Annotated in this window: 19 protein-coding genes; 2 read left to right on the top strand and 17 right to left on the bottom strand. The window is 33.9% G+C overall.

The features are described from left to right. Positions 1 to 34: 34 nt before the first annotated feature. The 16 genes from pyrR to hisG form a co-directional block, all read right to left on the bottom strand. Positions 35 to 574: a bifunctional pyr operon transcriptional regulator/uracil phosphoribosyltransferase PyrR gene (pyrR, locus tag DK508_RS10805; protein WP_109300779.1), complete on the bottom strand. Its 540-nt coding sequence runs from the start codon at positions 572 to 574 to the stop codon at positions 35 to 37. Positions 575 to 742: 168 nt separating this feature from the next. Next, the gene (gene rpsA / locus DK508_RS10800) at positions 743 to 2557 is read right to left on the bottom strand and encodes a 30S ribosomal protein S1 (protein WP_109300778.1); all 1815 of its coding nucleotides are present in this window, start codon (positions 2555 to 2557) and stop codon (positions 743 to 745) included. Positions 2558 to 2722: 165 nt separating this feature from the next. Beyond that, positions 2723 to 4789, bottom strand: a complete 2067-nt coding sequence (locus tag DK508_RS10795) for an OmpA family protein (protein WP_109300777.1) — start codon at positions 4787 to 4789, stop codon at positions 2723 to 2725. Beyond that, positions 4790 to 5707 (bottom strand): type IX secretion system membrane protein PorP/SprF, encoded by a 918-nt coding sequence (locus tag DK508_RS10790; protein WP_109300776.1) that lies wholly within the window; start codon positions 5705 to 5707, stop codon positions 4790 to 4792. A gap of 4 nt (positions 5708 to 5711) precedes the next feature. Next, positions 5712 to 8522, bottom strand: a complete 2811-nt coding sequence (locus DK508_RS10785; RefSeq protein WP_235016371.1) for a gliding motility-associated C-terminal domain-containing protein — start codon at positions 8520 to 8522, stop codon at positions 5712 to 5714. 99 nt (positions 8523 to 8621) lie between these two features. Next, positions 8622 to 9218, bottom strand: a complete 597-nt coding sequence (gene hisIE, locus DK508_RS10780) for a bifunctional phosphoribosyl-AMP cyclohydrolase/phosphoribosyl-ATP diphosphatase HisIE (RefSeq protein ID WP_109300775.1) — start codon at positions 9216 to 9218, stop codon at positions 8622 to 8624. 6 nt (positions 9219 to 9224) lie between these two features. Continuing rightward, positions 9225 to 9980 (bottom strand): imidazole glycerol phosphate synthase subunit HisF, encoded by a 756-nt coding sequence (gene hisF, locus DK508_RS10775; protein WP_109300774.1) that lies wholly within the window; start codon positions 9978 to 9980, stop codon positions 9225 to 9227. A gap of 4 nt (positions 9981 to 9984) precedes the next feature. Beyond that, a complete protein-coding gene (locus tag DK508_RS10770) occupies positions 9985 to 10500 on the bottom strand; it encodes a DinB family protein (RefSeq protein WP_109300773.1) in 516 nt (171 codons plus the stop codon). A 3-nt stretch (positions 10501 to 10503) separates the two neighbouring features. Continuing rightward, positions 10504 to 11265, bottom strand: a complete 762-nt coding sequence (hisA, locus tag DK508_RS10765; RefSeq protein ID WP_109300772.1) for a 1-(5-phosphoribosyl)-5-[(5-phosphoribosylamino)methylideneamino]imidazole-4-carboxamide isomerase — start codon at positions 11263 to 11265, stop codon at positions 10504 to 10506. After that, positions 11262 to 11843 carry an imidazole glycerol phosphate synthase subunit HisH gene (gene hisH / locus DK508_RS10760; RefSeq protein ID WP_109300771.1) on the bottom strand — a complete coding sequence of 194 codons (582 nt, stop codon included), beginning with the start codon at positions 11841 to 11843 and terminating at the stop codon, positions 11262 to 11264. The genes hisA and hisH overlap by 4 nt, the downstream gene beginning before the upstream one ends. Then, on the bottom strand, positions 11844 to 12977 hold the full coding sequence (hisB, locus tag DK508_RS10755) for a bifunctional histidinol-phosphatase/imidazoleglycerol-phosphate dehydratase HisB (RefSeq protein WP_109300770.1): 1134 nt from the start codon (positions 12975 to 12977) through the stop codon (positions 11844 to 11846). Between the two features lie 27 nt (positions 12978 to 13004). Beyond that, complete coding sequence (locus tag DK508_RS10750) at positions 13005 to 13931, bottom strand: DUF2167 domain-containing protein (protein WP_109300769.1); 927 nt, start codon at positions 13929 to 13931, stop codon at positions 13005 to 13007. Between the two features lie 11 nt (positions 13932 to 13942). Further along, positions 13943 to 14998, bottom strand: a complete 1056-nt coding sequence (gene hisC / locus DK508_RS10745; protein ID WP_109300768.1) for a histidinol-phosphate transaminase — start codon at positions 14996 to 14998, stop codon at positions 13943 to 13945. 25 nt (positions 14999 to 15023) lie between these two features. Beyond that, positions 15024 to 15878, bottom strand: coding sequence for a DUF3667 domain-containing protein (locus DK508_RS10740; protein WP_109300767.1), 855 nt, complete (start codon positions 15876 to 15878; stop codon positions 15024 to 15026). A 9-nt stretch (positions 15879 to 15887) separates the two neighbouring features. Then, on the bottom strand, positions 15888 to 17177 hold the full coding sequence (gene hisD / locus DK508_RS10735; protein WP_109300766.1) for a histidinol dehydrogenase: 1290 nt from the start codon (positions 17175 to 17177) through the stop codon (positions 15888 to 15890). Positions 17178 to 17202: 25 nt separating this feature from the next. Further along, positions 17203 to 18060: an ATP phosphoribosyltransferase gene (hisG, locus tag DK508_RS10730; protein WP_109300765.1), complete on the bottom strand. Its 858-nt coding sequence runs from the start codon at positions 18058 to 18060 to the stop codon at positions 17203 to 17205. A 343-nt stretch (positions 18061 to 18403) separates the two neighbouring features. Between hisG and DK508_RS10725 the strand changes: the two genes are divergently transcribed. Further along, positions 18404 to 19330, top strand: a complete 927-nt coding sequence (locus DK508_RS10725) for an OmpA family protein (protein ID WP_109300764.1) — start codon at positions 18404 to 18406, stop codon at positions 19328 to 19330. Positions 19331 to 19342: 12 nt separating this feature from the next. Continuing rightward, complete coding sequence (locus DK508_RS10720) at positions 19343 to 19882, top strand: hypothetical protein (RefSeq protein ID WP_109300763.1); 540 nt, start codon at positions 19343 to 19345, stop codon at positions 19880 to 19882. 133 nt (positions 19883 to 20015) lie between these two features. On the opposite strand, the gene DK508_RS10715 is transcribed toward DK508_RS10720, so the two are convergent. Further along, positions 20016 to 24083: a fibronectin type III domain-containing protein gene (locus tag DK508_RS10715; RefSeq protein ID WP_109300762.1), complete on the bottom strand. Its 4068-nt coding sequence runs from the start codon at positions 24081 to 24083 to the stop codon at positions 20016 to 20018. Between the last annotated feature and the right edge of the window lie 85 nt (positions 24084 to 24168).

Below are 24168 nucleotides of genomic sequence, written 5' to 3'. Positions count from 1 at the left end.
CTGTTAGTTTTAAAACAAACTTTTTTAGATCATTTTATTCTCCTATCAAATACACTGCATCTTCTCCTTCATTCTCTATCCAATGCACCTTAACTTTTTCCTGATTAATAGCATCTACTTGTCTCCCCCTATAATTAGGTTGAATAGGTAAATGTCTGCTAAATCGTCTATCGATTAAAGTTAACAATTCTATTTCTAAAGGCCTACCAAAAGATTGCACAGCTGTTAATGCGGATCTAATACTTCTTCCTGTATATAGTACATCATCAATAAACACAACTCTTTTATCTTCTACAACAAAATCGATATGTGTTTTATTCGCTTCTAAAGGTTTTTCTCCTCTTCTAAAATCATCTCGATAAAATGTAATATCGAGATACCCCAGATCTACTTCTGCCACTTGATAATCATTTATCAGAATTTGTTTTATACGATCTGCTAAGAAAATACCTCTAGGTTGCACACCGATTAGTACTGTGTCCTTAAAATGTGTATGATTTTCTATTAATTGACAAGCCAAACGGTGCAGAATAATATCTATTTCTTTCGCACTAAGTAGTAATTTTTGACTCATAATCTCCAAAAGGATATTTGGAATACAAAAGTAATGAAATTTTGGAATTAATACATCAGATTATTTACGATAAGTTTATCAATTGGGTAAATCGTACAAATCGAATAACAAAACAAAAGGGCCGTTCATAAGAACGGCCCTTTGATATATCATGAAAAGTATTGAGAATTACTTCCCTCCTTTTTCCATTTTCGCTTTAAGATCAGCTAAAGCATCGATATCACCAAGCGTAGTTTTCTCTGCTGAACTGGCAGCAGCTTTCTTAGCAGCTTGTTTTACGATCTTAGCTTCTTCTTCTTTGAATAAAGCTGTATGAGAAGCAACTACTCTTTTGAATTCTTTACTAAATTCAATAATTTGGAATTCTGCTTCTTCTCCTTTTTTCAGTTTGTTTCCGTCTTCTTTTTCAAGGTGACGAGAAGGAACGAATGCAACAATATCTTCGTTAAATTCAATTGTAGCTCCTTTATCAACTATATCTGCAATAGTAGCAGTATGTTTAGTTCCTAAACCGAATTCAGTTTCGTATTTATCCCAAGGGTTCTCTTCAGTTTGTTTGTGACCTAGACTTAATTTACGTCCTTCAACATCAAGTTCAAGAACAATTACGTCTAACGTATCACCAACATTAGTAAAGTCTGATGGGTGCTTGATTTTCTTAGTCCAAGATAAGTCTGAAATATAAATCAAACCATCAATTCCTTCTTCTAATTCAACAAATACACCAAAGTTTGTAAAGTTACGTACAATACCAGAGTGCTTAGAACCTACAGGGTACTTAGTAGTAATATCAGTCCATGGATCTGGAGTCAATTGCTTAATACCAAGAGACATTTTACGCTCTTCTCTATCTAACGTAAGGATAACAGCTTCAATCTCATCACCTACTTTTACGAAATCCTGTGCAGAACGCAAGTGCGTAGACCAAGACATTTCAGAAACGTGAATTAATCCTTCTACTCCTTCTTCAACTTCGATAAATGCACCGTAATCAGCAATTACAACAACTTTACCTTTTACTTTATCACCTACTTTAAGTTCTTTATCAAGAGCTTCCCATGGGTGAGGTTTCAATTGCTTAAGACCTAATTGAATACGTGTCTTAGCCTCATCAAAGTCTAAGATTACAACATTCAATTTCTGATCAAGTTCTACAATCTCATTAGGATGGTTGATTCTTGACCAAGAAAGATCTGTAATATGAATAAGTCCGTCAACTCCTCCAAGGTCTACGAATACACCGTAAGAAGTAACATTCTTAACAGTACCTTCTAATACTTGACCTTTTTCTAATTGACCAATAATTTCTTTTTTCTGCTCTTCGATATCAGCTTCGATAAGTGCTTTATGCGAAACAACAACGTTTTTAAATTCGTGATTAATTTTAACCACTTTAAATTCCATTGTTTTTCCTACATATGCATCATAATCACGAATAGGCTTAACATCAATTTGAGAACCAGGTAAGAATGCTTCGATACCAAATACATCTACGATCATACCTCCTTTAGTTCTACACTTTACAAAACCGTTTACGATCTCGCCAGTATCATGTGCAGCATTTACTCTATCCCATGCTTTGATTACACGAGCTTTACGGTGAGATAAGATTAATTGACCTGTAGCATCTTCACGCACATCAATTAATACCTCTACCTTATCACCAACTTTAAGATCCGGATTGTAACGGAACTCATTTAATGAAATAACACCTTCACTTTTTGCATTAATGTCGATAATTGCATCACGATCAGTAATATTAATTACTGTACCATCAACAACCTCATCATTAAGGGTGTCAACAAAATTCTCGGCAACTAATTTTTCAAACTCTTCAAGTTTTGAATCTTCGATAGGATCAATTCCTTCTTCGTAGTTATGCCAATTAAATTCTTTTAGAAATTGTTCAGGGTTTGCTTGTTGTGCAGATACTTTTGGAGTTTCTACTTCCTGAACGTCTGTGTTTTTTGTTTCTTCAGACATTGAAGATAAAATTTGTATTCTATATATTATTGAGAATCAAGGCAAAAACTATACAGAAGCGTTAAAATTAAATATTTACATCCCTTTTTTTATTCTCTTACTCGCTAAAAAGGAGTGCAAAAGTACAATTTAATTTATTAGAAAACAACAATTTAGTTACTGATACTAATATTGTATGATTTCAAATTCACTTCTTCTATTAGTTTGGTGCTCATCTTCATTACACACTTTACTTTCACAATTAATTAGCGGTATAGATTCTCCAAATCCAACAAACTGCATTCTACGTGCATTTACATAACCTATTAAGGCCAAATAATTACGTGTAGACTCCGCCCTTCTCTCAGACAACACCTGATTATACGACGCAGTTCCTCTACTATCGGTATGAGAACTTATTTTAATATATACTGTTTTATACTTTTCTAGTTTTAATGCCAGTTTATCCAAAACCTTCTTAGAATCTGCTCTAATGTTCCATTTGTCGTAATCAAAATAGATTGGTGGCATTTTAAAGTATAATTTACCATTTTTCTCTACAACTGGCGGTCCTTCTTTATCTCCTAGTAAAAGCTCTCTTAATCTCGCTTTACTAATTTCTTCTTTCTTTTTACTACTGGTACTAATATCTGTAATATTGGTTCCTTCTTTAATATTTATACTATCTTTTATATTCACTCGATCTTCATTATCCTTCTTCTTATCCAAATAAATAACATAAACCCCTTCTTTCTTCTCTTTTACCAGTACAGGTTTTGTTCTTGTTTTATAGCCATCTGCAGAAGCCTTAAAATTATACTTACCCGGAAATATTTTAATATCAAAACCGGCAATCGAATCTAATTGACTTTCATAAACAATTTCATTTTCATTGTCGTATAATACAGCTTCAGAATTTGGAATATAATTATCAGAGGCAAAATCTTTTACTTCAAAACGAGCAAGATACTTTTTAGGAAAAATATCACCTATTTGAGAAAATGAATAAATATCATCTCCAACTTTTTTTCTATTTGATGCAAAAAATCCATCTGTATCATTAGTATAAGCAAAAGAGAAATCATCATAACTAGAATTAATTGGTGCTCCTAAATTAATTGGCTTAGTCAACTCTCCTTCTCTTAACTCAGACACAAAGACATCCATCATTCCAAGTCCAAGATGACCATTTGAAGAAAAAAACAAGTGATTTTCTTTAGATACATAAGGAAATTGCTCTCTGTTCTTAGTATTTATGACAGCACCCAAGTTAACTGGCTGTCCATAAGTCCCGTCTTGATTTACATCTACATGGTAAATATCAAAATCCCCATACCCACCTGGCATATTAGAAGAAAAATACAACTTACTGCCATCATCGGATAACGTAGGATGTTCCATTGAAAAATTGACATTATTAAATGGTAATTTCTCGGGTGTAGTCCATTTTCCTTCTACTTTTGTTGCTTTATATAAATGAATTGAATTATTCTTAATACTATCGTATTTTTTCTTCCCTTTTTCAGAATTACTCTTTGAGATATAAATGGTATTTCCATCTTTTGAAAAACAGAAATTACCTTCATGCAGTTTCGAATTAATTTCTTTAGAAATAGTTTCAATTTCTGAAATAGGCTGATTATCCTTATCTACTGTAACTTTATAAATATCTAAAAATGGACGATGAGTCCACTTATATTTTTTATCCAACGGACTATACGGAGTTCTATCGGTAGTGAAATACACTATACTATCTTTTTTTACAGCCCCAAATTCTGATGCATCAGAATTGAAACTGGCTGCGGCTACCTTATAATCATCATCTTTAAGCTTAAAATCTTCTATGATCGAAATAGCGTCAGATTTATCCAAATCGGTATTAGATTCATTTAAGGTATACAACGCCAAAAAATCGACAGATTTTTCGTATTCACCAAGTGCAGAAAGCACTTGATACATCATGAAATTATATTGATTGTCATATGTTTTATCTCGACCATAAAATTTGCCCGAAGTCAAAACTTTAAGATATCGATACGCCTGCCTAAACTTAAAAGTATTGTAATATGATGTCGTAATATTTTGAAGTATATGTTTTGTATATCCCTCTTGATTTAACTCCTCTTCATATTGCGATGCAGCATTAATATAATCTCCTTTTTCAAAAAAACGATCTGCTCTGCTTTTCTTTTGAGAAAATGCAATCTGAGTAAACAGAAGTATCAGTGTTAGTATTGTCTTTGTATTTGCCATTTAGAAGAATCTTGGAGAAGTATGTTTATTACCAAATTTTAAGAGATCAAAATTATATAACAATACAATTTCATGACTCCCATCGTTATAACCACTTAAATCACTAACACTAAAATCATAAGAATATCCTATTTTTAAATTTTGAGTTACATTAAACCCCGCTAGTGCGATAAATGAATCTGTATACCTGTATGATACCCCAAGTTCGAACTTATCATAAATTAAAGAATTTAAAGATAGATCGAATGTCATTGGTGAATCAATAACTTGTTTCACAACAAACGATGGTTTTAATCTTACCTCATCAATAAAATCAAAAATATAACCAGCTACTCCATACAAATGTGTTTTGGTCTCGGCTACACCGATTCCATTGATATCTACATCGCTAGGCAGTAAATTGGGAGAAGAAACCCCAGCATAAAAATTGCTAGTGAATAAAAATATCCCAGCCCCTATATTTAACTGTGTTGTAGAAGTATTATCAAAAAACGCAGGATCGTCGGCTACATCAGATCCTGACGGATCAATTTTAAAACTATTAACACCTGCTTTTAAACCATAAGAAAGTTTAGCTTGGTCCGAAATCCTTGTAATGTATGCAAAATCAACATTGATATAATTATTCGTAACAGGAATAGCATCACCAATTCTATCATTTACATAATTAACACTAAGTTCAATCTTCTCACTAATCGGTATGTTACCAAAAACGTTTGCTGTTTGCGGACCTCCTTCGATACCGGTCCATTGACTACGATACAATAACCCTGTAGATATTAATCCACTTTGGTTAGTAACGTACGCGGGGTTTACAGTACTCATATTATACATGTACTGCGAATATTGTGGTTCCTGCTGTGCAAAAATTATCGAGCAGAAAACTATGGTTGTTATAAAAGTTAACTTTAATTTCATTGGTTTATCTGCTTAAGTAAAAACTTCCTTGTATTGGTAAATTATTTTCAAAATTGGGAGTAAATATGTAGAAATAAGTTCCTGAAGGTAAATCATCCCCTAGTCGCACTGATGTATTACTTTCTCCTCTAAATTCTTCAGTATTATTATTTCCTTCATATACCAGACTTCCATATCGATTATAAATCTTAAGATCGAAATCGGGAAAGGCTTCTGGAAGATTATATACGTCTTCGATAAACAAATCGAACGTATCATTTTGATTGTCGCTATTAGGAGATACTCCATCCTGAAAATCTAGAGTACAAAGCTCACCACTTGATGATCGTTCTCCAGTATTAAGAATGTTTATATTCACTTCAAGTCTTTCGGATTCACAATTATCAACATCAACATTTGCGATGTAAAACACTTGATTATCAAAAAGTAAAGGATTATCTAAAATTGGAGTTTCACTTTCGAGCGTGGCATACCAATTATAATTTAACACATCGACTTCGATATCATCCAACCTAATGGCATCAAGAATACAAAACTCTTGACCTGGAACATTAGGAATAGGTAAATCAACAATTTGTACAGCTACATTAAGAGTAGATTCGTTACAAGGTGCTGCGTTTGGTATTACATAAGTAAAATTGTAAATCTCATTGGTTAGTGTTTCGAACTCTACAACACCATCAACCGAAAGTGCTCCTGTTCCATCAGTATCTTGAAAAACTCCTGTTCTAGGCGTATCTCTATCCAAAAGAGAAAACAAATTTACACGACCCTCAATCTTACAAAACGTTTCGGCTCTATCTGTACCAATTGTAACTGGTTCTACAATCGTAATATTAACAATAGCGCTGTCTGGTGTAGTACATCCATCATTTGCAGGTACCGTATACGTATAATTTCCTCCACCAAGAATTGGTAAGGTTTCATCGTTAATATCAAATACTCCAAGATGATCTGTAGACACAAACCCAAAAGGTCCTGTCCAAGTACCTTCTGTACTAGGGGTTCCTCCCAACTGATCAAAAAGGGTAATTACTAAGTTATCAGAACATATAGCAATATCATTATCTTCCCCAGCATCTGGCACGGGATCTATTACGAAGCTTAATTGAGCAATCTCAACACAATTATCGCTAGTGGTTGTCGTATAAATAAAATTAAACAATTGTGATGTTGTAATTGTTGGAAAAACAAAAGTATTATCAATAACGTTACTAGATGAATCGGTCCAAACTCCAGTATCAACAACCGTATCTGCGCCGTTAGTTTCTAATAAGTTCCTTAAATCTACTTGACCTAATGATGCACATAAAATGATATCATCCGTATCTTCTCCTGCATAATCAAACGGCAGAATTTCAATAACCACTTGAGCAGTTAATATATCACAAGGGTTATTCGAAAAAGTGGGATCTAAAGGATCTATAACAAATGGATCACAAATCTGTGAAGGATTGGGACAATTAATATCTGGTGTCACTCCATATTCAAAAGTATATATACCAGCAGGGGCCAATGTAAGATTTACGGTTCCTAGATAATAATCTATACTATTATCAAATGTATCCAACGTGTTTGGTTGTTGTACGAGACCTAATGAAGAAGGTCCTGAAACCAAACGCCAATTTACATAATAACTATTATCATACACAAAATCAAATCCACCTTCTGTAGTAAACTCTAATAAATCATACAGATTTATACTACCTGCAGTATTCCTACATATTCGAGGAGGCACATTAGGTTGATTAAAAGATCTTAATTGTTCATAAATAGTAAAAGATACCCCAGTACTTCTATCATCACACACACCAGATCTTTGGTTTACAGTATATTGATAACTAAAAGTTTCACATCCAAATCGTAAATTATTTCCTCCATCAACAATTTGATCATATACCTCTTTTATATTAATAGTCGAATCTAATTCATCTGATATTTGACCTGTTGTATCTGCCCCTACATTCCATATCCCTTCAATATCCTCTCCTAGTAGATACAAATCATCTCTTAAATTAATATCGGCATCATATGCTCCCGCAAGGATTTCATCTTCGCAAATATCTGTAGCAGTAGACGCACCAGCATCAACCTGACGTATCATAGATATTCTAACTGTTGTTTCCTGGAAAGGATCACAAGGGGTTAATCCAGGAACTCTATATGTAAATTCGAATACTTCTTGATCTACTAAAGGTAATCCAGGCTGATAAGGTATTCTAGCCGCAAAAATCGACCCTGAAAGATCTAGAAAATTTGGACTCGTACCATTGTACATCCATTCCCCATTTAAATGAGGCGGTGGATTAGCCACATCAGAAGTTAGTGCATTAAATAGATCAAATGTATCTAGGTCACATGCTTCTACATTAACATTAAGTGTCCCGAAAGGAGCTAGTGCCACTCCCGAATACGGACCCAAGAATAATCTAGCCGTTCTAATAGGCACATCACCACAGGCCACACTTCTTAACTCAAAAAAGTAATCATTAGGCGTAATAGCTGTTGTAGAAAATTGTAAATCCCACGTAGAGAGGTTACCTGTTGTAGCATCGAACGCAGCTGAAAATCTTGGCGCTATAGTCCAAGTTCCATCTGCAGGCGTAGTACCTGTTTCATCATAGATATTAATGATTCCATCTGCCGTACCATTCATATCGAAGTCGACATTTTCCATGTCACATTCACTAATTGTAATAAGTCCAGGATTGGTACATTGAGAATAAGAAAGTTTTGAAATGCAAAATATCCCTATCAGTATTTTTACAAGATGTTTCGTCATAACAGCCTGTGGTTTACCGTCTTTAAGTTTCAAAATTCGTTGGTTTAGGTATGCGAAATTATAATTTTTTGTTAACAAAACAAGTTTTTATCGATAAATTTAGCTTTTAATCGATTATTTAAGTGACTTAATTCAACTTCTTGACTTTAAAACATTTACTACATCTTTTAACTTATACCCTTTTGCTTGTAATAGTATTAAGTAGTGAAATAATAAATCTGCACTTTCGCTCAAAAATAACTCTTCATTATCATCTTTGGCTTCAATTACCACCTCTACCGCTTCTTCTCCTACTTTTTGAGCTACTTTGTTAATTCCTTTTCTAAATAATGAAGCCACATAGGATTTCGAATCATCTTGATTCTCTTTTCGATTTTGTATAACCGCTTCCAAATTGGATAAAAACCCAAACGATTGCTCGTTATCTTCTCCCCAACAAGTATCCGAACCTTTATGACAAGTTGGACCAACAGGATTCACCGTTATCAAGAGCGTATCCTGATCACAATCGTTTTTAATCGCTACCAGATTTAGAAAATTACCACTTTCTTCACCCTTTGTCCAAAGTCTATTTTTGGAACGACTAAAAAAAGTTACCTTATTAGTTTCAATTGTCTTGGTGTAAGCTTCTTCATTCATATACCCTAACATCAATACATTTTTTGTAGATGCATCTTGTATAATTGCCGGAACCAATCCGTCATCGTTTTTATTAAAATCTATTTTCATAAGTATCTATAATCGTACGGGAATATTGTGATCTCGTAATTCAGTTTTTAAATCTTTAATTTCTATTTCTTTAAAGTGAAAAACACTAGCGGCAAGTGCAGCATCTGCTTTTCCTTTATTAAAAGTGTCTACAAAATGTGAAATGTTACCAGCTCCTCCAGAAGCAATTATTGGAATATTTAATTCATCGGACAATTTTGCCAAAGCTTCATTAGCAAAACCATCTTTTGTTCCATCATTATCCATCGATGTAAAAAGTATTTCTCCTGCTCCTCTTTGCTCTACCTCTTTGGCCCAATCAAACAAATTAAGCTGAGTAGGTACTTTACCCCCTACCAAATGCACAATCCACTCTCCCTTGATTTGTTTAGCATCAATAGCTACGGTAATACATTGACTTCCAAATTTTGCAGCCAACTCATTAATCAATTGCGGTTTTTTTACAGCAGATGAATTTACAGATACTTTATCTGCACCATTTTGTAATAAAACATCCACATCCTCTACTGAAGTTATACCGCCTCCTACAGTAAAGGGAATATTTACTTTTTCGGCCACACGAAGCACCAAATCAGCCAATGTCTTACGCCTTTCTTCAGTGGCAGAAATATCTAAAAACACCAACTCATCGGCACCCGCCTTAGAATACAGGTCTGCTAGCTCTACTGGATCTCCAGCATCGCGAAGGTCCACAAAATTAACTCCTTTAACGGTACGCCCATTTTTAATATCTAAGCAGGGTATAATTCTTTTTGTAAGCATTATGCTATTTTTTATTTTTTATATTGAGGTCCATTCCATCATAGAACCCTAAACTTTTCTTATCCTTTAATTGTTTTGTCCAGAATGCGATTTGACCAGTATGATATGAATAATGCTCGGTAACATGAATTGCAATTCCAATCCCCGAAAAAACAAAGCCTTGTACCTCCCTTTTTCTCAGTAATTCATTTGTTGCACAATTTCCAAGTACTTCTTTAGCCTTATACAAAGTAGACTGCAATTTTTCTAAAAGTTGCTTCTTCGTATACCCTTCATCAATGGTAAACTCTTCATCTCTTTTTCGTTCGTCTGTTGTTCCTCCCAAAGAAGCAATCGCATATTGCGTTATGTTTCCGCACAAATGCAAGATTAAATTCCCTATACTATTAGAATTCAAATTCGGTCTTTTCCAAATATCTTCTTCAGATAGTTGATCAAAGCTTAATGAAACCATTCTAGTACTTTCATCCCATCTAAAAATGATTTGTTCTACAAATTCTTGAGTTACAATCTCATTCATCTTTTATGCTTTTGAAAGAATATAATTTTCTAATTGCTTAAGGCTTATTCTATTTTCATAAATAGCCTTACCTATAATTGTTCCCTCACACCCTAACTCTGCTAACATAGGTAATTCTTCAAATGTTGAAATCCCACCAGAAGCAATCAGTTTAATACTTTTATTTCGGTTAGTATCCTTTTCTGTCTCAAATCGACATTCATTAAGTATTTTTTTATACAAATCAAAAGAAGGTCCTTGAAGCATACCATCTTTACTAATGTCTGTACAAATAACGTAAGACACTCCTTCGTTTTGATACTCCTTAATAAAAGGAATCAACTCCCTATCACTTTCTTCTTGCCACCCGCTAATTGCAATTTTTTCATTATTAGCATCTGCGCCAAGAATAATTTTATCTGCACCAAATTTTTGTAACCATGACTTAAACACTTCAGGAGCTTTTACAGCAATGCTACCCCCGGTTATTTGATTAGCCCCACAGTCAAAAGCAATTCTAAGATCTTCATCAGTTTTTAATCCTCCTCCAAAATCTATTTTTAAATCTGTCTTGGTGGCAATTTGCTCTAACACTTTATGATTAACAATGTGTTTTGATTTTGCTCCATCAAGGTCTACCAAATGTAAATTTTCGATCCCATGATCTGCAAACTCTAATGCAACTTCTAACGGATTTTCATTATATATTTTTTTTGTATCATAGTCTCCTTTTGAAAGTCTAACACATTTTCCATCTATAATATCTATTGCAGGAATAATTCTCATAATTCTAAGAAGTTTTTAAGTATTTGCTCTCCAGCCAAACTACTTTTTTCTGGATGAAATTGAGTGCCATAAAAATTATCTTTATGTAAAGCGGTACTATACTCAACACCATAATTGGTTTTTGCAACAGTATTTTTGATTACCGGAGCATAATAACTATGCACCAAATAGATATAGTCCTTTTCTTTAACACTATTAAATAAAGGGGATTCTAGAGATTCTATCTGGTTCCACCCTATTTGAGGAACTTTTACTCCATGATTAAAACGAAGTACATCCACATCAAAAATACCAAGGCCTTTTGTATTTCCTTCTTCAGTAGCATTACACATTAGTTGCATCCCTAAACATATCCCTAATACGGGTTGTTTAAGCTTAGGCACTAAAGCATCTAATCCGGAAGCTTTTAATTTTCTCATCGCACTACTAGCCTCTCCTACTCCAGGAAATATGACCTTATCTGCCGCTTTTATCTCTTCAGGATTATCACTTAAGACAGCTTCATATCCTAATCTTTGGATGGCAAACTTTATGGATTGAATATTTCCTGCTCCATAATTTATGATAACAATTTTCATCTATAACATTCCTTTTGTACTTGGTAAAATCATTTTCTCTGCATCTCTTTTTACAGCTACTTTAATCGCTTTGGCAAATGCCTTAAAAATTGCTTCTATCTTATGGTGTTCATTTGTTCCTTCGGCTTTAATATTTAGATTTGCTTTAGCACCATCTGTAAATGATTTAAAAAAGTGAAAAAACATTTCTGTAGGCATTTTACCAATCATTTCTCTTTTAAAATCTGCCTCCCACACTAACCAGTTACGACCACCAAAATCAATAGCCACCTGAGCAAGGCAATCATCCATAGGCAAACAAAAACCATATCGTTCGATTCCTAGTTTATTACCTAATGCTTTAGAAAACACTTCTCCTAACGCAATTGCCGTATCTTCTATGGTATGGTGCTCATCTACCTCAAGATCTCCCTTTACCTGTATATCCAAGTCCATCTGTCCATGACGAGCAATTTGATCCAACATATGATCAAAAAAATCTAAACCTGTGCTAATATTACTTTTACCAACTCCATCAAGATTGAGTGTAATAGATATATCAGTTTCATTAGTTTTTCGGGATATCTCGGCTGTGCGATCCTTTAGTTTTAGAAATTCATAGATTTTCTCCCAATCATTACTCTCTAGTGCTATATGCGCATCTAGTTCATCTCTTTTTATCGTAATTTCACCTGTACCGAGGTTAGTGTTGTCATTTATAAAAACTCCTTTAGACCCTAGATTTTTGGCTAATTCCATATCTGTTAAACGATCTCCGATAACAAAGGAATTTTCTAGATCATATTGATCAGAAAAATATTCGGTTAACAATCCTGTTCCCGGTTTTCTTGTATTAGCGTTCTCATGCGGAAAAGTTCTATCTAAAAACACTTTATCAAACACCACTCCTTCATTCTCAAAAGATTTCATGATGAAATTATGTACTGGCCAAAACGTATCTTCAGGAAAAGCATCTGTTCCTAAACCGTCTTGATTGGTTATCATTACCAATTCATAATCTAATTCTTTAGCTATTTTTCCTAAATACGTAAATGATTTAGGATAGAAAATCATTTTTTCAAATGCATCTATCTGTTCATCAACAGTTTCTTTTATGATCGTTCCATCACGATCAATGAATAGTACACGTTTCATCTTTTTAACTTCTATTGTATCAACTAATTATTCTTCTTTACTTCCAAAAATTCTTTTCTTAAAAGCCATAAACGCTCCTCCAACCCCTATGGCAATAAATTTCCAAAACTTCAAAATTATTGCCAAGAAACCTGTTTTTGCTAATATCTTTCCTGCAATTAAACCACCAATTCCATATGCCGCAACTTCATCTATATCTGGATTAAAATCATCATACCTATTTCCTGATTGAAACTCTACACTTGCCAAAATAGGATCTAAGTTTGTTTTCACATCATCCAAAACGTTCATATCCCCTATAACATTAAGGTTAATAAAACCTTTACGTCCTAAAACTCTAATATTATAGTTCAACGTATTTTCATCATAATCTCCAAATTTTAACTCTTTTGCCCAATGTAACTTTTTATTTTGTTGATCATAAAATGGTGCAGATGCCCAACCCACTAATTCGATAGATGGGTACCCTTGTTTAATTCTTTCAGGGTTTACACTTTTAGTATCTTTTTGCATACTTTCTAACAGTTCATCATAATCAATATCATCTGCATCGTCATCTTCAATATATCCTTCTTCAGAATAAGAAACCTCTACAGCATATGTAACCTGAATAGGCGATTCATTTTCTTTCACTAACATTCCTAACAAGCCTTCATCTTTGGTCGAAGGGTTACCCCATAAATCAGTTAGCACATAATCTGCCTGCTCTTTATCCAAAAATTTATATCCAACTGGCACTTCCAATAGCGCTAGTTTATCTCCTAATACTACATTTCCTGTTTTATAATTAAAGGTGTCATCTATACTATCCTTATATTTTTGATAAGCTAAAACTAATTCTTCTTCATTCACAGTTTCTTCAGGATCCGATGTCTCTTTAATTTTTTCTTGATCTTGAGCCCACATATTTACTCCAGACAAAACAATACTTAGTAGTAATACAAATTTTTTCATTTTTGATTTATTTAGTTAATTATTTCCCTAATCCTTTGTATTAGCACATTATTCTCCTCGCTTGTGCCCACTGTAAATCTAAGTGTGTCCTCGCACAAAGGTTGTGTGCTTCTATTACGAACTACGATACCCATATCTAATAATTGTTTATACCTTTTATCTGCATTGTCTACCTGTACTAGAATAAAATTGGCATCGGTTTCGTATATCTTGGTAACAAAACTCACTTCTTGCAATATTGCAACAAGTTCGTTTCTTTCCTTTAGTATCTTTGATACTTCAATTGTTACCTTACTAGGATCTGAAATTCTACTAAATGCTCTCTGTTGTGTTAATTCATTTACGTTATATGGAGGTTTTATTTTATTTAATATTTCGATTATGGGTTGGGAACTATAACATATTCCAAGTCTTATACCCGCTAGTCCATAGGCCTTGGATAACGTTTGGGTAATTATCAAATTTGAATATTTCTCTATTGAGCTTAACCAACTATCTTTAGTTGAAAAATCTATATACGCTTCATCTATAACCACTAATCCTTTAAAGTTTTCTAAAATTTTAACAATACTTTCTTCAGAAAAAGAATTCCCTGTTGGGTTATTAGGAGAACAAAGGAAAATTATTTTTGTATTTTGATTAACAGCCTCAAAAATTGCTGACACATTGGGCTGGAACCCTTTTGTTAGTAACACTTTTTGATTTTCAATATTATTTATAGTCGCTAATACTTGATACATTCCATAAGTCGGCGGCAATGTAATAATGTTATCTTCTTTGGGTTCGCAAAAAGCTCTAAAAATAAGATCTAACACTTCATCACTTCCATTTCCTAAAAGAATATTTTGTTGTGTAACTCCTTTTTGCTGAGCGAGTATTGATTTAAGATTTCTTTGTTGAGGATCGGGATAACGATTTACTCCATTATCAAAAGGGTTTTCATTAGCATCAAGAAAAATCATTTTCGATCCATCACTCACATATTCATCTCTTGCCGAGGAATACGGTTGTAGATCTTGAATATTCTCTCGTACTAACCATTTTATATTGAATTGTGTGTTTTTCATAAATGTTATAACATTTTTTTAAATCCTACCCCTCCATTAAGGAACCATTAATTCCAAATACAATACCGATTATAACCCCTAATACAATAGCTATAATACCTATAACTAATATGAATCCAATAGATACCAAAATGAATTTCAGGAATTTGAATATAGTATCTTTAATCGATAGATTATTTATTTTTTTATAGGTGATTAAATAATAAGAAATAGTAATAATTGAACTAAACATATACATAGACGGATAAAGCACTAATGACATTAAGAAAAATATCATTCCGATCATTAAAGCAAATCCAACTATATATGCATTAGCCACCAAGTGTTCTCCGTAATTAAATGGTTTCTTCCCGAACACCAGAAAGGCCATAAAAGCATACACAGGAGTAAATAAAAAAACAAAAATATTAAAGTATTTCAACAGTAGAGTTTGTATATTAACGTTCAATTCTACCTGAGAATCTCTATATTTGATATATTCTTCTTGATACGATATCGCATTTTTGTCTTTTCCTGGATTCATTAACGAAAACAATTGCTCATAAAGAGATTCATCTTGAGTTGGGTTTATTCTTTCCATATACTCATCAGAAAATGAATTTATTACAAATGTAGAAAGGGCGGCTACAATTGCTAGAAAAGCAAAAGGGTTCATGTATCGTTTTCGTGTTCCCGAAGTATATTCTAAAACTACCTGATAAGGAGCTATAATAAGTGTTTTTACTGTTCTAAAGAAAAGGTTATCTAACCCTAAAACATCATTAAAAAAATCTTTCTTCAATTGGTTTAAAGTAATTCTTTCTCGAATAACTTTTGCACCACAGCTTTGACAATACTCTATATCCTCTGATAACTGGTATTCACAGTTTCTACAATCCATTTTACTTTATTAATTTTCGGAAAGGTTAGTTAACCTTAATGTTACCGCATTTTTGTGCGCCTGTAAACCTTCAGCTTCTGCCATAACCTCTATAGCATTGCCTATATTTTTAATACCTTGTTTCGATATTTTTTGAAATGTCATTGATTTCATAAAACTATCTAGGTTAACACCACTATATTGTTTGGCATATCCATTAGTTGGCAATGTATGATTTGTACCCGAAGCATAATCTCCAGCACTTTCGGGAGTATAGTTACCTATAAATACTGAACCTGCATTTGCAATATTATCTATATAATATTCTTCATTATTTACACATACTATAAAATGCTCTGGCCCATATTCATTAATCAAATCAAGAGCATCTTGATCATTTTCTACAAAAATCAACTTAGAGTTTTCAATAGCGGCTAATGCTATATTTTTTCTGGGTAATTCATTGAGTTGCTTGGTTACTTCTTTTTCTACATTATCTATAATTTCTTTAGAAGTTGAAACAAGAATCACTTGACTGTCTTTACCATGTTCTGCCTGACTTAATAAATCTGAGGCTACAAAAGCAGCATTAGCACTATCATCGGCAACAACCAATAACTCACTAGGACCTGCGGGCATATCTATAGCTACACCAAATTTGGTAGCCAATTGTTTCGCCACAGTTACAAATTGATTACCAGGACCAAATATTTTATACACTTTAGAAATAGTTTCTGTACCAAATGTCATCCCGGCAATAGCTTGAATTCCTCCTACCTTACAAATCTTGGTTACACCACAAAGGTCTGCTGTATATAAAATTGCAGGGTTAATTTTCCCTTCTTTATTAGGGGGAGAACATAATACAATCTCATTACATCCTGCTATATTGGCTGGTACTGCCAACATCAAAATAGTAGAAAACAATGGTGCTGTGCCTCCCGGTATGTATAATCCCACCTTTTGGATAGGTCTTTTTTCTTGCCAACAAGACACACCATCAGTAGTTTCTATGGCTACTTTATCTGTTTTTTGAGCGTTATGAAATGCCTCAATATTTGATTTTGCCAACAAGATGGCTTTTTTCAATTCTTCACTAACCAATTCTTTAGCTTCTTCAATTTCTACTTTAGAAACTTCGATATTCGCTAGATCTACAAGATCAAATTTTTGAGTATACCTATTAACAGCTGTATCCCCTTTTTCTTTTACTTCATCAAACACCTCTAAAACAATCCCCTCTATGTCTGCAACCGTTTGTGTAGGTCTCTTTAATATTGTGGACCAAGTATTTTTATTTGGATTAAATATTTTATTCATTGTTCCTGCTTTATTCTATTCCAAATTATAATACCATTTTCTCTATTGGGCATACCAAAATACCCTCTGCACCTTCGGCTTTTAACTCATCTAGGATATCCCAAAACTTATTCTTTTCTACTACTGTATGAATAGAGCTCCATCCTTTTTCTGCCAAAGGAAGCACCGTAGGGCTTCTCATACCCGGTAATATTTTGACTATATTTTCAATTTTATCATTAGGTGCATTAAGCAATACATATTTTGAATTCCTTGCCTTTAATACAGCTTGTATTCTAAACTGTAATTTTTTGAGCAACCCTCTATTGTCATCAGATATATTTGGAGATACGGCAAGTACTGCCTCTGAAGTAAGCATTACTTCAACCTCTTTCAAATTATTTTTAAATAAAGTACTCCCACTAGAAACAATATCACAAATAGCATCTGCCAATCCTATATTTGGTGCTATTTCTACAGAACCAGAAATTTGGTGTAGATCTGCCGATATCCCTTGTTTATTTAGATATTCATTTACCGTATTTGGATAAGATGTAGCAATACGTTTTCCATCGAGATCTTTAATAGAATTGTATTCGAATTCTTTGGGAACCGCCAATGAAACTTTACATTTCGAAAAATTAAGCCGTTCTTCGATCGATATGTCTTTTCCTTTTTCAATCAGTACATTTTCACCAATGATAGCAATATCTACAACACCATCTCGAAGGTATTGCGGAATATCTCCATTCCTTAAAAACATAACTTCCATAGGGAAATTGCGTGTTTCGGCCTTTAACTGATCTTTTCCATTATCAATAGAAATACCACAATCTTTTAGAATTTTTACCGAGTCTTCATTTAACCGACCACTTTTTTGAATAGCAATTTTAATTTTTGACATTGTTAAGTTTTGTTGTGTTTAATCAGTCGAAACAAGTTTATGAAAACAAAAAACCCGTTTGAACTTCTCAAACGGGTTTTGATTTATATTTGTGTTATACACATACCAAACTTACCACGCCTGAGCGAAAATGTAAGAATGATGATGATGTATAGTTATGTTTCTCATTAGTTTTTGTAAATACATCGCGAATTTATAAAAAAATATCTTTTCGAAACGCATTTCAACTTAATTTTTTGCAATTGATCTTTTTCTGCCCATAAATTTTCATTATTTATTACCCATAATAGGTTGATTATAAACATTTTTATAACTTTAATAGAACAATACTAATCAACAACTTATGAAAAATTTTATCTCATTTCTTATTTTTTTACTTTTTGCCTGGCTGGCAATGTGGTGGTACTATTCCTGTGATTGGTGTTCAAAAAGCGAAAGCCAAAACCCGGGTATTGTTGAAGAAAAGTTAAGCCCAGAGGCAGAAGCATTGGCCAAAAAGGCATATGATGATAGCATTGCCGCTATCAAAAATACTAGTATCGGATTATCTATAAAAGATAATCAAAATCAAGATGTGTTCTCGTATAACGAAAATCTTCAGATTAATAATGCTAATGGAGAAGTTTTTGTTCCCTCTGCACTTAATGGGTTTGAAAGTCAAATCGCAGATTATCTCGGTGCAAACCAAGATAAAGAACTAATCATTACTGGGTATGAAACCTCTGCAGAACAAAGTAGTGGATCTAACTTCGGTGAATCAAGAGCCAATTTCATTAAAGATCTCTTGATCAGAGCCGGAATTAATGCTGATCGTATCGTATCGAAATCTGACGTTAATTCATACTCCTACTCTAATGAAGGTACATACAATGGTGGAATATCATTAAATTTTAACACATTGGACGAATCTCGCCTTGCCGAAGTAGAAAAAAGTGTGGCTAATAGAACATTATACTGCGAGTTTGCTCAAAAAACCTTTAAACCAGATGCTACATTATCGAATTATGCATTAGAATTAAAAAATTATCTAAATAAATATCCTGAAAAGTCTGTTCAGATTATTGGACATACAGATGATATTGGTGATAACCAAGCCAATCTTTGGTATGGCCGACAACGTGCCAAAAATGTGAAAGACTATTTTATTTCTCAAGGAGTAGCTAAAGAAAAAATGAAAATATCATCAAAAGGAGAATCTAGTCCTATTGCTCCTAATGATAGTGATGCAAATAGAGCAAAAAACAGAAGAATTGAAATTATTGTAAACTAAATAACAACAACTATGTTAGATTTTTTAAACGAAGTAAATTGGTGGTGCCTTTTATTATTACTATTCCTTGCATTTTTACTGGGATGGTTGTTATCACGATGGGCGCTCAAAAACAAATATAAATCTGAACTTGAAGAATGTAGAAGACAAAATTCAAGATTAAAAAACTCAGAATACACTAAGGCAAAAACTACTTTTACCTCGCCATCTGAAACCTCAGAGACAGAAGACGAAATAAAAGCTATAAAAACTAGAGATCATGGAGGTGTCGCTGTTGTAAATACTGATGACGATACCAGTAAAAAACCCGAATTAAATTTTGCAAGTTTCGGGAAGGCGGTTGCTTCCGATAAAGATGATTTAAAGTTAATAAGTGGTGTTGGACCTTTTATTGAAGAAAAATTAAATGGTATAGGTATTTATACTTTCGATCAAATTAGTAAATTTACCAATGAAGATATAGACACCGTTACACAACTTATACAATTTTTCCCAGGGCGTATAGAAAGAGATAACTGGAAAGCTCAGGCAGAAAAATTGAAAAATAAATAGTAATCACTAACCATTTACTATTAAATAAAGCCTCTATAATTAATTTTATAGAGGCTTTTTCATTTTAAAAAAACATAAAGAAACCCCGAAACTAAAAAGCTTCGGGGTTTTTTGTTCAATACGTAGATTTAATTTATTTCTTCACAAATCGTCGTACTTGACCATCAACGACTAAAGTATATAGGCCATTCTGTAAACCTGAAACATTAATTATATTCATAAATGCTCCTTGATCAATTTTTTGACCTAACATATTATATATCTCATATTCTTTTGATCCAACGGTAGAAGTAATCACATTTACATTACCATCTGTAACCGGGTTTGGAAACAAACTGAATGGTATTGCCGGACCTTCTTCTAAACTAATATCAAAAGTATTTACTGATGTTGTTACTCCACATGGGCCTAAGTTTACCCAACTAGTAGCTGTTCTTTCATAAAGGTTTCCTTGAAATGTAACTCTATCTCCAGCCTGATACCCTTGTCCTGTACCATTATATGGTGGAACACCTGTACATGGATCGGTAGGAACTGCTCCACTTGTAGTAACTGTAAATGTACTACTAAATCCTGATTCATTGCCCGCAGCATCTTTTGCTTTCACTCTAAATTGGTATGCTGTATTTGCATCTAGAGATGTAATATTAGCAGAAGTACCACTTACACTACCTAGATTTGCGTTTCCTTGATAGATATCATAACCCGTTACACCCACATTATCTGATGAGGCTGTCCAACTTAATGTTATAGATGTTTCTGCAACATTAGAGGCAGATAAATTTGTAGGCACTGATGGTGCTTGAGTATCTGTATTATTGGTTCCTCCGCCGGCTGTTAAAGAAATAGTATCAACCGCCATATCACCTTGCCAACTACTACCAGATGTGCCAGTAAAACGAAGTTGCATTGAATTTCCTGTGTAACTTGCTAGATCAATATCTGCTGTATTCCAAGCACTTCCTTGATCACCAGATTTACTCCATATTTGAGTCCATGAGCTACCATTATCATTACTAGCTTCTAATTTAAGTACGCCAACAGCATTACCGGTCATTTGATATTTAAATGTTAAACCTGCAGAGGTCGCACTACTTAAATCAAAACATGGTGAATTTAAAATAGTTGTCTTACTTGGATTGTTAGGGTTAGAAGTTTCAACGTATACATAAAAACTTCCTGAATCAGCACCAGAAGGACCTGTATTACTTGATGGAGTTCCTCCAGATAGACGAATCCAATCAAAATCATCTCCGCTACCTTGAGTCCAACCACCTAATCCGCTTTCAAACCCTTCATTATATGGGAAAGCAGTTATTCCGTTTGTACATCCTGCAGTACCTGTAGATCCGCTTAAAGTAGTAACATTAACCGTACTACTAAATCCCGATTCATTACCAGCAGCATCTTTTGCCTTTACTCTAAATTGATATGCAGTATTTGCAGTTAAAGAATTAACATTTGCAGACGTTCCATTTACATTACCAAGATTTGTATTTCCTTGATATAAATCATACCCAGTGACACCAACGTTATCTGTTGAAGCTGTCCAAGTTAATGTTAAAGATGTTTCTGCAACATTAGAAGCAGCTAATCCTGTAGGGCTAGTTGGCGCTTGTGTATCTGCCACAGCATTTGACGTAAACGACCCTGTAAATACCCCACGACCGTAAGTTGAAGCAATAATTTTGTTGTTATTATCATCTCCATTTACTGCCCAATAATCAAAAGAGGTAACACTTGCATCGCTCATACCATTATATGCTTGCGTCCAATTAGGATTAGTTGCATCAAAATCTTTGGTGATCCAAACACCTAATTGTGTTGCTAGAATAACTTCTTTTGTATCTAAAGGATTTTGAAGAATATCTCTTACAGGAATATCTGGAAGATTTCCTTCTTTATTCAACCAAGTAGTTCCCCCATTAGAAGAAAACCATACACTGGTTACACCATAATTATGCATTGTGATCATAATATCATTAGCAGTAGCTCCTAATCGTACAGAAGAAACAGAACCCACAAATGGTGTCGTAATTTCTGACCAATTAGCCGAACCAACACCAACACCAGTTAATCTTAGTAATTGTCCTGTTGCGGTTCCTACATACCATGTATTATTAGCAAAAGGTGAAGCTATAAAGGCTGTTGGCTTGCTAGTTAACAAAGCATTTGTAATATTAGCGTTACTATTTGATGCTACATTAACAGTTTTTATAGCATAATTAGTACCAGAAGTAGCATTGGATAATAAGAAATTAGCATCACTATCATACCCCATTTGATTTACAAAATCACCAGTCGTTCGTTCATTTAGTAATGTTGTTGCTCCTCCTCTAATTCTACTTAAACCATTCCATGGTAAGCTAAATCTATAAATAACATTATTGGTATATGTAGCAATCATATATTGACCACCTTTATCTACGAAAGTATAAAAACCGTCTCCTCCAGTTAATTCTTCTGATCCATTAATACCAGCTACTGTATTTCTAAATGCCTGAGAACCGTTATCCTGAGCTCCTGCAGAAAAGATTCCACTAGCATCTCCTGCTCCATTAGGCCCTATACCTGCTTTTACATATTGAGTAACGTTATAATTACTATTTCTTGCTGCAAAAACATTAGAATTTTGTGCTGTAGATAAACTACTTGCAAAATAGATTCCACCATCGTTTCCAAAAATTGCTTGATTAGAATTTCCTGGTCTAAACGTCATTGCATGCTGGTCTGCATGAACCGTAGAAGCACTTAATCCTGCTAAATTGTTGTTGTTAGACCATTTTGAAATTTGACTCCAAGAAGTCCCTCCATTTGTAGAACGGAATAAATCAATTCCACCAACATATAGGATATTATCATTGTTAGGATCAGCTTCAATCATTAAATCATAAAAAGCTTGTCCCCTTGTAAAATCATTTGCAGGTATCCCTGTATCTACATCATTTGGTAAAGCGGTAGCCGTTACTGTAGCAAATTTATCTGTTGTTCTATATATATGTACAGGATCTGTTACTCCCTGTGTAAGGGCATATATTTTATCTGGATTAGTTGAAGAAACTTCTAATTCTACTCGATTTGAATCTGTCAAAGGAGAAGCTGCAGCTTCTGTCCAAGTACCACCATTGGTAGAACTGAAGACTCTTCCTCCACCCCCGCCTCCAATACCTGGCGTTGTGATTGTTCCCATCCATAATGTATTATCTGCTCCTACTTCAAAATCATTAGGAATCATATAATAGTTGGTTCCTTGGAAATCAAAAGCCAAGTTTGATGACTCAATTCGATTCCAAGTAGAACCTCCATCAACAGATCTATACAAACCTGCTGTTTGTAAACCTAGCCAATTTGAAGGGCTACTGGCATCTCCATATACATGAGCACCAACTCCAACAAATAGTTCTGTACGGTTTTGTGATGTGTTATTCCAGGCCACAACATCATTCACATAAAACAATCCTGAAAGGAATAAATTATTTGCATTAAAACTAAGGGTAGCAGCACCGGCAGCAGGAATATTTACCGCCTGCCAAGTTGTTCCTCCATTGGTAGAACGGTAAACACCGTTACCTACAACAGCTCCTGCGGTATATTGCTCTCCAGTACCTATATATAATGTATTCGAGTTTCTCGGATCTACAGTAATCGAAGTTACTGAAAGGTTTCCTGGTACATTTTGCACTCGGTTCCATTGTGAGCTACTTGAAGTAATATCGTTGTTTACCCATAAACCTCCACTAACACCGCCAGCAAATACTCTTCTATTGGTAGCGTCATTTGGATCAAATAAAATAGCTCTTGTTCTTCCTCCTACATCATTAGGTCCTCTTTCTATCCATGGGTTACTTGCATCATCACCCGGAGCATTTTTTGAAATACTACTCTGTAATTTTGCTTGTAATGCGTAGATGTTTTCTGGTTCCGTCTTTCCTGTTGCAGGATTCATTGTCAATTCCCACATTTGTTCGAAGTATCTATTTGGTGGGAGTCCTTGAGCTTTACGCTCTTTTTTGGTAAGTTTAATAGTTTCCTTAAAAGGACTATTATTTAAATGTTCTACATGTTGACTTCTTAAACTTACAATTTCATTTTCACTTGTTGTTTCCTTCGGTTTTTCTTCTTTTGAAAAAAATAATAACAAAATAAATGAAGTCACCAAGCCTAAGCCCAGTAACATGGGGCGAATCAATCTTTTATTCATAGTAATAATGTTGAGTTTGAGGTTTAAAAGTAATATTTTTACGGTTTAAAACCTAATTTCACAAAAAATTAACATTATTAACATT

This window comes from Aquimarina sp. AU474, assembly GCF_900312815.1.
Classification (GTDB): domain Bacteria; phylum Bacteroidota; class Bacteroidia; order Flavobacteriales; family Flavobacteriaceae; genus Aquimarina.
Note: the sequence above shows the minus strand (reverse complement) of the source record. Positions and strands in the feature narration are given on the sequence as shown.